Here is a 13,354-nt window from a genome sequence, read left to right as displayed (position 1 = left end):
CTCCTTTTTTCACACTCAACAAAATAAATAGTCTAATTAAACTATATACTCATTATAGTCTAATTAGACTATTTTTCAATAAATCATTAAAAAAAAATAAATCCCCCCAAATATATTGGAGAGATTATAATTGTAGAATTGCTTCCTATATAAAGTAATTAAAACCGTAAAAACTATTACTTTTTTATACTACCTTGATTTTGCATACATGTAGCTTACTCATTTAGTTTTGGTCTAGTTTGTAAATATAAATTCAAATCCGGACTTGAACCGTTAATAATTATATCTCGAACAATTTTAGAAAACACCATACTATATACTAATCCATTATCTCCATACGCATAGATAAAGTGACAATTTGGAAACTCTTCATACATTCCAATTATAGGTAAACCATCATGAGTACCACCATAAAAAGCACTTAAATAAAATTCAGGTTCAACTGTTATATTGGGAAAGAGCTTATTAAATTCATTTACTAATTTCTCTTTTTTATGGATTAATTTTGAATCTCTTTCTTGAGCAATGTTTGTATCTTCATCTAACCCACCTATAATAATCCTGTTATCTGCAGTAGTTCTCATATAAATATATGGTCTCGCAGTTTCCCAAATGAGAGTACGTTTATACCAAGAAGATAAATCTTCTATAGGATTAGTAACAACTGCATATGAGCTAATCAGTGTAGCGTTCTTTTCCTTTTTAAATTCTAACCCTTCATATCCTGCAGCCACAATTACTTTATTGGCAGTAATAGAATTGCCCCCCTTTGTATAAAAGATAGCACATTCTTTCTCTAACTTTTTGCCAACAATCTCTGTATCTTCATAAATTTGAACTCCTTTATTAGAAGCTTGTTCTAATAAACTATGTGTAAATTTATAAGGATTTATTTCACCATCATTATACGTATAAATAGCTGCACGTTTTTTAAATGGATATCTCTGTCCAATTTGTTCCTCTGATAGCCAAGTCGCTTTAAAATCATGCTTATGTAAATAATACAGTTCTTTTTCTAATTTCTTTATATCCTCTTCATAACTTGCATAATATAAACTGTCACGTCGTTTAAAATCAGAGCAATAAGGCAAGTTTTGATCAGCATATTCAATATCATTAATAGCTTGTTCACATAATTTCATATGCTTAACTGCATACTCTTCTCCAAATGTATTTACAAGTTCAAAAAACATCTTGTCACCTAAATATTGAATAAGTGCTGTATTTGTAAGGTTACTCCCGTGTCCTACCTTTCTTTTATCAACGACAACAATATTTAAATCTGATTCACTCAAATAGTATGCTGATTGAGCACCTGAACTTCCTGCTCCTATTATTAGTACGTCACATTTTATATCTTCTTCCAACCGAGGATAAGAAGGTGTATTAGAAAAAGTTGTGTTCCAATATAATTTCCCTTTCTGTAAATCCATTTAAAGTGCACCGTCCTAAATAAAATAGTTATATCCCCATCTGTATCTCCAAATCATTCTTACTATATACTTCTTATCAAATTTATTTTTGCTACCATTAGATTATTAATGCAATATTTTGTTCACCCATATATGGTATTAAACTAAGCTTATAAAAAGTTAATAGTATATATATTATTTATTTTCATTTAGAAATTTAAGAACTTGGTTAAAAGCTTCTTCACCTGCTGGAGTGTTCATTTTAAATTGAAATTCATGTGCTAACTCGCCAGAGATATTTTTATCAAAGAAAAGTGTATCTACAGATACTCCTTTATTTTGTAAAGTAGAAGCTAATGCTTTACCTTGCTCTTCAAATGATGCAGTATTTCCATCTGTGATGAACGTTGGTGGGTAATCTTTTGTAACGTGTTTATAAATAGAGGCGATTTCCATTTCAGGTAATGTTTCAAATTTCTTTTTCCCAAAGTAAGCCCAGCCAGTAGTACGCATAAAGTTTTGCACTTCTTTGGATGTTTCCATTTTAGCTAATGCAGGCATATTATACGGGCCGCAAAATAGCAGTATACCTTTAATTGTAGAAGGAGCAACAACAGCGTCAATCCCGGTTAATTTCGCATAATCTGGAGATGTTTGAATAGTAACAAATTGTCCAGATATTTGCGCTCCCGCAGAATCTCCTGCAAAATATAGGTCATCTAGTTTTACATTATATTTCTTTGCATTTGCTTTTATATATTCATAAGCCTCACCAAGTTGTAGTACTGGTGTAGGATACTTTCTTTTAGGAGCAAGAGCGTAATTTATATTTATCACTGTATAACCACGAGCAGCTAATTCTACTGCATAACCAGTAATGTCTGATTTATCTCCACCTACAAATCCACCCCCGTGCACCCAAAAAATAACAGGTGTTTTCCCTATAAAATTTTTGGGATAAATAATGTCTAATGTACCATCAGGAAATTTAGAATTATAATTGATATCTTTAACAATTCGTGTCTCTTTTAGAGCGTTTTTATAATTATTAGATTGAACAAACATTCCACCTTCAAATGCTTTTTTTATGAGAAACGCTTTCGGAATAGGTGAAACATTCCAAAAAACAACCCCCGCAATAATCAATCCGAAAACAATAAAAAGAGTTAGCAACATTCTTTTTTTCCATATCACTTTAGGTTTTAACTGTTTTATTCTCATAATTAAAGAATCTCCATTCTTTTTAGTAATAATCTTGAAATAAATCACAACATAAATTTTTATTTTCCGCCTGCTAATCCGTCCTTAAAATTTTATGCGAAAAGTTATATATTTTTATTATGTACATATTAGGTATCTCCTATAAAACACATTAAAAATTCAAACAAAAAGAGCAAAAGATCCCCATTTATAGAAGATTTCTTTTGCTCTTTGTAAAGGACACAAGTCCAAATAAAAGTTGCTTATCTATCGATAACTTACACATAAAAATCCATTTGTTTCAGTACTTTATTAGCAGAAACTTTAACAACCGTTTCTTTTTCACCCGTTCTATCAATTATGAAACCATGAACTTCAATATCAGAAGGTACTAATGGATGATGACGGATCATATCTATACTCTTTTCAATATTTTCACTAACATTTTTTTGTCCACTCAGCCATTGATTAAGGCTACCACTTGAAAATTCAGGCATGCAATTTTTAAAGAGATAGTCTAATTCTATATTATCTTTTATGAAATCACGTTGAGTTTGTAGATTAACTGAAGAAGTTTTTTTATCCTCTATTCCGACAACAAAAATTTCTTTAACATTTTCTTGATAAATAGCAATAATAATAGATCTCATTATATCTCCATAAGGATGTACAATTACAGAATCATAGCTGTGTATAGTCAACATGTTTTCTTGTTGAATGTTAGTTACTTGTTGGATACTAGGCTCTATTCCGTGTTCAATGTCTGTTAATAATAAAACTTTTTTATTCTTTGAATTCATATGGAGCACCCTTTCTTCATTATTGTATTTATGAAACTTTTAAGCTAGTAACAATAATAATTGTTACCAGTTTTTCCAGCTTCCCTCTGGATCAACACTTGCAAGTCTAACCCATCCATTTTGAACTTTTTCTCGAAATGTGAAATCATTATTTAACAAACGTTCTATATATTCAATAGGTGCTTGAATGACAATTAGTAAACGAAGTGGTGAATGATACGTCTCACTATCTGACTGCATAACGGATTGCCAAGGTAAGCCTGGCAACAGGTCACTAGCATTCCCTTGCATAACACCGAGACCCGCCGTTACGGTTTGGGTTGTTTTATTTCCACTACCATAATAGTGAGGAGCTACAGTTGATGCGTAATATTGTAGATTTATCCACTGCGCAACTGTTCCTGGTCCTGCAATAATATTAGCTAATATATCTCCACTTTCATCCTGTTTCCAATCATAATTATGAAGGAAAGCCCTACCTTCTAAGTCACAATCTTGAGTTAATTCACGCTTTCCGATAATAAAAGATGCATTACGCGCTAATCCCCATTCTGGACGTATTTCACTCCAATCTTCTGCAAATCGATGCGCCTCTTTACTCGGATTTTTTATTTTCGTTTTAAAATTAGGTAATTGCGTTAAACGTTCTCTATTTGCATGTTGGCTCACATTTGGCATAATCGTCTCGATACAATCAAACGCTTCTTGCGCAGTTTTCGAAAGTTCTGGGACGTAAATCCATTCCAATTCGTCCACTGTTGTTTTATGTTCAGCTGCTGCAAAAATGGTATCCTCAGGAATGTTAATGCCTTCAGCAGACAACGCCTCTCTTACTTCTGGAAGATTACATAAAGTAGCGAAAACTCTTGCATTGAATCCCCCTGCTGCGCCTCCACAAGCACCACACTCAAGTGCTGCCGCATAAGGATTGTTCGTACTTTGACTACTATGTCCACACATTACAACTAAAGGAGCAAATTTTTCTGTCAGTCCCACCATTTTTAAAGTTTGACGCACATAGTTCACTTTTTCTTCTTTCGTAAAACCGATAGGTATCTCACCTTTTGTGTCATGAACATAATTAAGCGAGAATGTTGTATCAGGTTTTTGTAACATAGTTTTACGAAGTTTACGAATGAAACCACCAACTCCTCTTGGGACAAAGCTTCTTGTCACCATCTGTAGACCAAGTAAAGGACCACTTAACTCAGGTAGCGCCATACTTGTCAGTACGTTCTGTTTCATCGTTTTAAATGTATAACGCACCGAACTGCCTACCCTCTTACGTTGCTCATAAGATTTAAATTCATTTTCATCTGTAAGCTCTTTTATTTGATGCTTCGGTTTCAGTATAACTGGCAAAGAAGGATGGCTGTCATTACTACCTAGTTCACTAGTCGCAATTGGTAACCCAAAGAAACCAGCTATTCCAAACGTTTCAAACGGACCTAGTTTTTCTAAGTGGCGACGAAACGGTTCTGAACGTACATCAATACAAAATGCTAATTGAGCTAATACACGCTTTTTATCATTGGTTGCACATTGTTTAGAAGCAATCTTCTCTCTTAATTGCTCTGCATGCGTTTGTTCCCAAGCTTCCAGCCAAAGTTTCCTGCGAATATTTTCATCAAAACGATATGCAAATGCTAACAATTCGCTTTGTTCAGCTGCAGACATTTGTGACCATTCCCGTGTTGAAATATTCCCCCAATAGATCCAAGAAGCTATAAGTGGGACGATCGAAACTTTTTTCTCAACCTTTTGATTTTTTAAAGGTAAATAAGGTTTTGCAATAGCCAGCTCCATAGAAATTCGAACTGCTAAATATTCTATTAAAAGCCCCTGTTCCTGAATTGATTGTTGTGAGCGCCATCGTATCATTCCTGCCCACCCAGGTAAAGAAAGTAAGTGCCCTTCAAGATAAGCTTGTATGTTAGATTCAGAAATTCCTAGTTCAAATAACGCTCTCGCTAAAGCTACTTCGGCATCTTGTGGCCAATCTTTTAAAACTTTACGCTCATTTTTACTGAGCGCTGGATCAAATGTAATAAGGTGTTGCCATGCACGATAAAAACCTTTCTCTCGATTTGGCATCGTCCAACTTGATCCGGAGTCATCAAGATATAATTTACACCATTTAATGATATGATAATTAAGAATATCAGATAGGTTTTCACTATTTTGATTCTCTATAAGCGAACTTATTGGCTGCATAACAGAGGCTTTCATACTCCCTGTATTTATATAACTCATTTCGTCTGCCAGTTTATTTAATTCTGGCGATGATAATAGACTAGAAGGTAATTTTTCTAACTTTAAAGCCGCTTGGCAAAATCGCTCTGCTTTCTCTCGCGGAATATGAAAAGATTGTGAATCCAGCCAACGAGACAAACTACTTTGTAAAAATGATTCCTCAATCTCACCTTTCGCTTTTGCCGAATGAATCATGGAAGTACTAGGATACATATCCACATTACGAGCTTCTTTTAGCCAATTTGCGACTTGTTCAAATGATTGCTTTTCAAGTCCCATCCAAGGGTGGTGAGCTGCAAACGTAGAGATAGGCCAAAGTGGTGCAATAACTCGGCTAGCAGATGCAACTAAATCATTTATATTATTTTCTTGCATATCAATGTTTGTATCTTTCTTTAATATTGACGATATGCTCATCACGAATTACCTCCCTTTGATACATAATGTTTCAGATAGCTTTGGTGACTTTCTACTGATTTTCTTCTCGCCTCACCTACTCGAACTAACCAAAGATAAAGTACAGCGAATAAAGTAGAAGATTGATGACGAGTAACGAAAGTACTAGTAACACTACTAAATAGTAAAATACATATAACAAAGATAACGGCTGGAGCTGAAGGTTGAACACTTTGATAAATATCAGTATGCAACCATTTATAAAGAGAATTATGAACGGTAAAGTAAATGAGAGAAAATCCAATCAAAACAATTACGCCAGCAATTCGTCCCATTCTTCCCTCTCCAAAAACAACAAGCTGTTTCCATGAAAAGTATAGTGACCAGCCTAAGATTAACGCACTAACTAGTTGATACCCCTCTCCAGAAGTCATAAACCAGAAAGTAATTGCTATAAATAATCCTAAAACACGCCCGACTATAATCCATAAATTGGACATCTTTTCATTAGACTGATTCACTACCCCAAAACGTTGCACTGAAGAACCAGCTTGTAAAAACAGTGTAGCTTTAAACAAACCATGTAAAATTAAATGAATAACAGCCGCTAAATAGGCGCCTAATGCACATTGAATAAGCATAAATCCCATTTGTGCAATAGTTGAACCCACTAGCTGACGTTTATAATCAACTTGGACTAAACTAATTCCTGTACCTATCAAGACAGAAATACTAGAGAAAATAAGTAAAATGATTTGTGCAATATCATCATGAAAAAGAGGTGAAAATCTAGTTAACATGATACCGCCAGCATTTACTAAACCCGCATGCATAATAGCAGAAACAGGAGTTGGAGCAACAGCGGACTCAATTAACCATCTTTGAAAAGGCCATTGTGCTGCTGGAATCATCACCGCTAATATAATTAATAAGTTAATTCCTGTTCTCTCCAATGTTCCATGTAGCGCTACATTTTCATTCGTTAAAACTGATGTTAATTGCCACTGTCCAGTTACTTGAAAAAGCCAAATGATAGCTGATAGCAACGCAATCCAACTTATTGTAAATAAATAGCCAGAGATTTTAGTTGCTTCACTAACTACTTTCCACCCTTTATTTAGCCCTATGAGTAGAACCAATCCTATAAGCGTTGCTCCCCAACAAATGATCATGAAACGAAGATCGTCACTTAACCATGCAACCGAAGATACACCTGTAGTAAATGTAAAAAGTGCAAAGTATTTTCGATATGAGCGGTCTCCCATTAAGTAACGTACAGAAAAACGCTGAATGATTAAACCAATTGTAAGAACAAAGAAAGCCATTAACCAAGCTAAAGTATCTAGATGCCAAGGCCCCACAACTCTATCTCCATTGTTATTAACAAGTGCGAGTAAAGAAATCAATGAAGGCAAAGCAGCGATACCAATATGGATATGAACAAAACGTAAAGGCATCCTTGCATGTAAAAACAATAATCCACTTAGCCAAGAAGCACTAAGCGCCATAAAAAATAATGTTAACAGTGTTGATGAACTCAGCGAAATTAACATGTTAAATACTCCCTTCTAAGCGAAAATAACCTATAAAAATTCCTTTTAATTAAGATAATTTTTTAAATTTACTAATTTTCATTCACTCTTTTTAGTGCATCGTTTTTTCCCATAAAAAAAACCGACAACTTCCATAATTCAATGATTTTATATCATCATTGAATTATGGAGATTGTCGGTTTCCCTTCAACTAACTTCAATAAAGTTTTTTGAAGAGCTCCCATTTTATAGAGGATAATAATGTATGTATTACTCCTGTTAAAAAGAAATGTATATTTCTGATCTCCTAGATTATGCAATCAATATATCAATTTATGTTATACGCTATCTTTTAATTAAGAAACTTTTTCATTTAGTCAATATTACATATTAAAAAAATGCTAAAGCCTTAATTATAGCAAGCTGTTAAAATGAGCATCTATCAATTTTTTAAAACAATTATAAGATAAACCATATTAAGCAGTTTGTCAATTTATTTATCCGTTTTTTAAGAGTTATTAGAATTAAGATTTATTATACCTAAATAACTTCAAGTTTTTAATTATTAGCCTGTTAATAAAGTGCAAAACTTGTAGGTTTCTTAATCCTTCCACTAACCTTAAGGTATTTTTAAAATTTCTCCTCAAGATTATGAAGCAATTTAAAAATCATTACTCGTTCGCCTGTACGGGAGCTTATATCCGTATGAAAGCTCTTCACTTTCTCTCCAGTTAATTCTAGTATAATCTCTTTCAGATCATCAATTCCAGATTCAACTAGCTCCGAACGATTTTTCTTTATCGTTAACATACCGTCTTTTGTTTCGCAAACACTATATTCAGCCGGCGTTAAAACACCTTGTAAATTTACGATAATCATATCCCGTAATATATCTGTCTTAACGGATATAGACCCGCGTCCTAGGTAGTCCTTTTCCCAGTGAGTAATTGCTTTGCTTATCTCTGATTCAATAGAGCCTTTTGAGCTTTTCATCTATGTATCCTCCTTCAATAAAATAAATTTACAATAACAATATAATAATCCGGATTAATTTTATTTTCAATTCCTAAGTAGAAATTATAGCAATTACAAAAAAGAACTCTTATAAAGTGAAACTTTAATCAGCCCTCACCAATCGGACTTTTATGGGCAGTTGATCCCCTACCTAACTTCTTTGCTTTCTCTGAATTTTGAGGTAGGGGTCTTACTACCCATTAAAGTGGGATAAATTTACGAGTCCTTTTTATATTGTTTCAATCAATCTTTTAATTGTTGTAGGTGGATTTTTTCATGTCTCCTTTAATATCTTTACAAAATACAGTTAAGTGCATAAACAAAAAGAAAAGCAAATGACCTTAATTATTAGATCACTTGCTTTTCTTCCATCATATACTTTCTAAACAACTCTATAAACCATTCTAATTACTTGCCTTACTTTCAAGTTTTTGAGTTGCCACTTTTTTAGGCATGAAACATGCAAAGATTAATGCTACGAAAGATAAAAATAACATGAATAGATACGCATCGCTTGAGCCGAAAATAGAGGATAATTTCGCTAGTTGAATAGCTGTAATGTTTCCATTTTCTAAAGATAACTCTGAAGCGTGTGAAGTTGCTTGAGTTGTATATATAGTAATAACAACAGCTGTTCCAATAGCACCAGCTAATTGACGAACCGTATTATTTACGGCTGAACCATGTGAACCTAATTCTCTAGGTAAAGCATTTAGTCCTGCTGTATTTAAAGGCATTGAAATGAAACTTAACCCAATCCGTAAAAGAATAGTACGCACCATTACATACATATACGTTGTGGATTCAGTTAAATCAATTACCCCCCACATCGAAATAATGATAAATACTAACCCTGTAATAAAGAGTGGTTTTGCTCCGTATTTATCATACATTTTACCTGTAATTGGTGATAAGAATGCATTAATGACCGCTCCAGGTAATAGAAGTAAACCTGATTCAAATGCAGTAAATCCTCTTCCGTTTTGTAAGTAAATCGGTAAAAGAATTAAATCAGCATACATAATCATCGTGATAAGTACATTGATCACTGATGTAAGAGTAAAAATTTTATACTTAAATACGGATAAATTTAATAATGGATCGTTAGACTTTATTTGACGTAAGCAAAATAGCGTTGTAACAAGTACCCCGGTAATAATTGTCGTAATAACAATCGGGTGATCCCATCCCTTACTTCCTGCACTACTGAATCCAAATAAAACGCAACCAAAGCCAATCGTTGATAAAATGACACTTACAATATCCAATCTTGCTTTTGTCGTATCTGCAACGTTCATTAAATATTTTAGCGCAAGAATAATGACGATGAATACAAATGGAGCTAATCCAATAAATAACCATCTCCATGATACATATTCAATGATAAAACCAGATAACGTTGGAGCAATGGCTGGCGCAAAAATCATAGCAAAGCCGATAGTTCCCATAACACTCCCGCGCTTTTCACTAGGATATAAATATAAAATAACTGTCATCATGAGCGGCATAATAATTCCTGCCCCAATTGCTTGAATCATTCTTCCTGTTAATAACATGCCAAAATTGATGGCACCGGCACATAGTAATGTTCCGATCAATAAAAAAATCATTGAGCTAATAAATAATTGCCTCGTTGTAAAACGTTTCATTAAAAATGCCGTAATTGGCACTAAAACACCGTTTACGAGCATAAAACCTGTTGCTAACCATTGTACAGTTGTAGCTGTAACATCAAATACTTCCATTAATTTACTCATTGCCACATTAAGTAACGTCTGGTTTAATGTTGATAAAAAACATCCAGCAATTAGTACAAGTAATAAAATTTTCTTATTTTTTTCTGTTATTCCCTTCTCCATTTGTAAACTCCCTTTTTCTATAGTTGCATTATCGACACAGTGTCGATAAAATTCATAGTAACAAAGATACATATTCCTGACCATGAACAATTTTGTTAAAAATGTTCATTAATCGACATTGAAAATATGCTATGTCGAGAAAGTCAAAGAAAAATCTATAAAGGAGTTTCAAAATGTCTACATCTAAAAAAGAGGATCCTCGTACACTTCGTTCAAGAGAAATGTTTAAAAATGCCGTCTATTCCCTTTTACAAGAGGAATCCACTATTTCAAATTTAACAGTCCAGAAAATTGCAAACGAAGCTGGATTAAATCGGACAACATTTTACTTACACTATCAAGATATTCAGGATTTACTCATGCAACTCACTGATGAAATTTTAAACGAACTTTCTAATAAAATTACCGCTTTAATACACGTAAGCAATTTATCAGAAAAACAACAGCTAACACAATTGCTTGATTATTTATATATTCATCGAAATTATTTATCTGTTTTATTTAATATGAATCATTTTGAGGAACAATTATTTCTATTAATAAAGAAATTAGTAGAAACGCGCAGAAATAATAGTGAGACAGAGCTACCCGAAGATTATGTTGCCATTGAGATTAAAACCGCTTCATTGGTAGGAATCATTATGTGGTGGATAAAAAACGGACTTCATTTTAGTTCAGATTATATTACAAACCAAATTTATTTCATGTACAGAGGACAATGATTGCAGGCTATTTACTAATAGAATGAGGTTAGAGCATATGAGCCCTATTTCGCTACGGAGAAAAACGCGAATTTCGTACGCTAAGAGAATTTGACTAAAAAAAGTGCCCCTCGATTGTTAGACTTTGTTTAGCAATCAGGGTGCACTTCACATGTAATATAAGCTTTTTATCTGTTGGCAGTTTGTTTGATCAATTCACTTTTACTATCTCTTTGCAGCATAATTCTCCCCACCGCTATAAGAATGGTAATAATTGAAGTGCAAAGAAGAATATTCATATCGTGTGATAGATTTCCCCCACCAAAAATTATTGTTTGATATCCGTCAGCTACATAAGTTCCAGGGAAAAGAGAACCGACAATTTGGTAAAAATTGGATATCAACACTTTTGGAACAATTACTCCACAAGTAACTAATTGTACTGACAGCGATATGATATTAAACATCATACCAGCAGGACCAAATAGAACGATAAACATTTGCGTTACGCTTAAAAAAGAGAAAAAGACAAGAGTTTGGAAGATCCATGTTTCAAACAAGCTTGTATTCAATTTAACATTAAATAAGGTCATTAATAATAACGTGATAATAGCTAAAATAACAGATACGACAATGTTAATAACTTGTCTTGATAAAAATATAGACCATTTTCCGTGCGTGTTTTTTAATATTGTTGCAACAATATTAAGATTTAAACTCATAAGCATCGCTCCAACCCATGAAGCAAGAACAATTAAAAATGGAATCATGGTTGCTGCAAAGCCATCTGTATTGTTTGTTTTTTCGACAGATGATTGCACAGAATCAATGTTTAATGAACTTACAGCTTTCGTAATGTTTTCTGATAACTTTTGGGCCAATTCTTCTGACGGTATCACTGTACTTAGTTCGTTAGATAGGTTAGATGAAATAAACTTTTGTTTATACGCATATACGTTTTTATTAACTGTTTGCGTAATATCCTTTGCCGCGCCTTCCATAATCTGTTTTGCCAAAGATGAGTTTGCTTGATTGATGAAATAGTTAATCTCTGTAGTATTATTTTCTTTCAATAGGCTTGAGAAATTTGCAGGAATTTGAATAACCATATCTAAGTTCCTGTTATCCATGTCTTTTTGGGCGTGCGTTACCGAGCTATAGCTTTTAACTTTAAAGGGCAGATTTTCCTTCAAGCTTTTTTCAATATCAGTTCCCATTTGATTATCTTCATTAACTAATCCGATTTTTAATTGGTTTACCCGATCAGTAACACCATCGTATGCAGTCATCCACACACAAAAGAAAATTAACAGAAAGGCAAATGCTGTTGCAATTCCAATGAATGTTGGGGGGAATTTAAAGAAATTTTTTAAAGTTTTCATTGTCGTACTCCTTGTTGTTTTATTATAGCAAGTGCTTACTTGCATCCGGTGTAAAAAAAGACCTAGGGAGTTAGCCCCCTAGAAAATAGTTGGACACTATGTTTTAAAAAATTCTCTTTTGAATTTGAAAATAAATTGTCCCCGAAGCGTGAGTTAGAAAGAAAGTAACCGAAATTCATCCAAATAAAGTTCATCGCCTGAGCTTCCATATCAGTTTCAATAAGCTTTCCCTTTTCTCTCATCTCAATAAAATATGAAACCAAATTATCTTTTAATTGTTTAGGAATTAATGCAATTTTTTCTTTAAGCTCTGGGAACATTTCAGCTTCCTGAAAACTAATCAAAATTAAATCCTTTAACTTTTCTATATATGCAAGATATCCTTCTGCAATAGATAGCAAGTCATCTTCAAGATTCCAAGTCATCTCTCCAGGCATTAATTTATTCAATTCCATATCACGCGATAAAGATTCGACAGCTTTTTCCATAATATTCTTTTTGCTTCCGAAATTCCGAAAGATTGTTACTTCGTTTACGCCCGCTAATTCCGAAATCGAGCGAGTCGTCGTTCCCTTATAGCCATGAGTACGAAATAGTTCTAAAAAAGCCTCAATAATACGTTCTGATGTATTTGTCATTTCATTCACGTTTCATCCAACTTTCACATAATCTTTATCCAAACCCGAATGCAAGTCGTTACTTGCACAAGTAGAATAAACCTTTTTGATTAAAAAGTCAACTTTATAAAAAAAGCCGATTTCTTTATCGTATAGGAAATCGACTTTTGGCTTAATTATTGATTTAG

At 33.4% G+C, this 13,354-nt stretch carries 10 protein-coding genes; 1 reads left to right on the top strand and 9 read right to left on the bottom strand.

Going from position 1 to position 13,354, the window contains the following annotated elements; genetic code table 11:
- Positions 1 to 215: 215 nt before the first annotated feature.
- The 7 genes from HMPREF1014_RS08860 to HMPREF1014_RS08830 all read right to left on the bottom strand — a co-directional run bounded on the left by HMPREF1014_RS08860 (position 216) and on the right by HMPREF1014_RS08830 (position 10,466).
- Complete coding sequence (locus HMPREF1014_RS08860) at positions 216 to 1,433, bottom strand: NAD(P)/FAD-dependent oxidoreductase (protein ID WP_000365644.1); 1,218 nt, start codon at positions 1,431 to 1,433, stop codon at positions 216 to 218.
- A 174-nt stretch (positions 1,434 to 1,607) separates the two neighbouring features.
- Positions 1,608 to 2,633 carry an alpha/beta hydrolase gene (locus tag HMPREF1014_RS08855; protein ID WP_001220686.1) on the bottom strand — a complete coding sequence of 342 codons (1,026 nt, stop codon included), beginning with the start codon at positions 2,631 to 2,633 and terminating at the stop codon, positions 1,608 to 1,610.
- A 257-nt stretch (positions 2,634 to 2,890) separates the two neighbouring features.
- Positions 2,891 to 3,412: a carbonic anhydrase gene (locus HMPREF1014_RS08850; protein WP_001086250.1), complete on the bottom strand. Its 522-nt coding sequence runs from the start codon at positions 3,410 to 3,412 to the stop codon at positions 2,891 to 2,893.
- 63 nt (positions 3,413 to 3,475) lie between these two features.
- Positions 3,476 to 6,082 carry a DUF2309 domain-containing protein gene (locus tag HMPREF1014_RS08845; protein ID WP_000028354.1) on the bottom strand — a complete coding sequence of 869 codons (2,607 nt, stop codon included), beginning with the start codon at positions 6,080 to 6,082 and terminating at the stop codon, positions 3,476 to 3,478.
- The gene (locus HMPREF1014_RS08840; protein WP_000908924.1) at positions 6,082 to 7,614 is read right to left on the bottom strand and encodes an NADH dehydrogenase subunit 5; all 1,533 of its coding nucleotides are present in this window, start codon (positions 7,612 to 7,614) and stop codon (positions 6,082 to 6,084) included. The genes HMPREF1014_RS08845 and HMPREF1014_RS08840 overlap by 1 nt, the downstream gene beginning before the upstream one ends.
- A 609-nt stretch (positions 7,615 to 8,223) precedes the next feature.
- Positions 8,224 to 8,586 (bottom strand): Na-translocating system protein MpsC family protein, encoded by a 363-nt coding sequence (locus HMPREF1014_RS08835; RefSeq protein ID WP_000842548.1) that lies wholly within the window; start codon positions 8,584 to 8,586, stop codon positions 8,224 to 8,226.
- Positions 8,587 to 9,011: 425 nt separating this feature from the next.
- The gene (locus tag HMPREF1014_RS08830) at positions 9,012 to 10,466 is read right to left on the bottom strand and encodes a DHA2 family efflux MFS transporter permease subunit (protein WP_000410726.1); all 1,455 of its coding nucleotides are present in this window, start codon (positions 10,464 to 10,466) and stop codon (positions 9,012 to 9,014) included.
- Between the two features lie 173 nt (positions 10,467 to 10,639).
- Between HMPREF1014_RS08830 and HMPREF1014_RS08825 the strand changes: the two genes are divergently transcribed.
- A complete protein-coding gene (locus tag HMPREF1014_RS08825; RefSeq protein WP_000107858.1) occupies positions 10,640 to 11,188 on the top strand; it encodes a TetR/AcrR family transcriptional regulator in 549 nt (182 codons plus the stop codon).
- 167 nt (positions 11,189 to 11,355) lie between these two features.
- Here the strand turns inward: HMPREF1014_RS08825 and HMPREF1014_RS08820 are convergent, their stop codons facing one another.
- Positions 11,356 to 12,549 (bottom strand): YhgE/Pip domain-containing protein, encoded by a 1,194-nt coding sequence (locus tag HMPREF1014_RS08820; RefSeq protein ID WP_000854136.1) that lies wholly within the window; start codon positions 12,547 to 12,549, stop codon positions 11,356 to 11,358.
- 62 nt (positions 12,550 to 12,611) lie between these two features.
- A complete protein-coding gene (locus HMPREF1014_RS08815) occupies positions 12,612 to 13,196 on the bottom strand; it encodes a TetR/AcrR family transcriptional regulator (RefSeq protein ID WP_001004646.1) in 585 nt (194 codons plus the stop codon).
- Positions 13,197 to 13,354: the final 158 nt, after the last annotated feature.

This window comes from Bacillus sp. 7_6_55CFAA_CT2, assembly GCF_000238655.1.
Taxonomy (GTDB): Bacteria; Bacillota; Bacilli; order Bacillales; family Bacillaceae_G; genus Bacillus_A; species Bacillus_A cereus.
The sequence above is the reverse complement of the archived record's forward strand: the minus strand, read 5'-3'. Positions and strand labels throughout refer to the sequence as shown.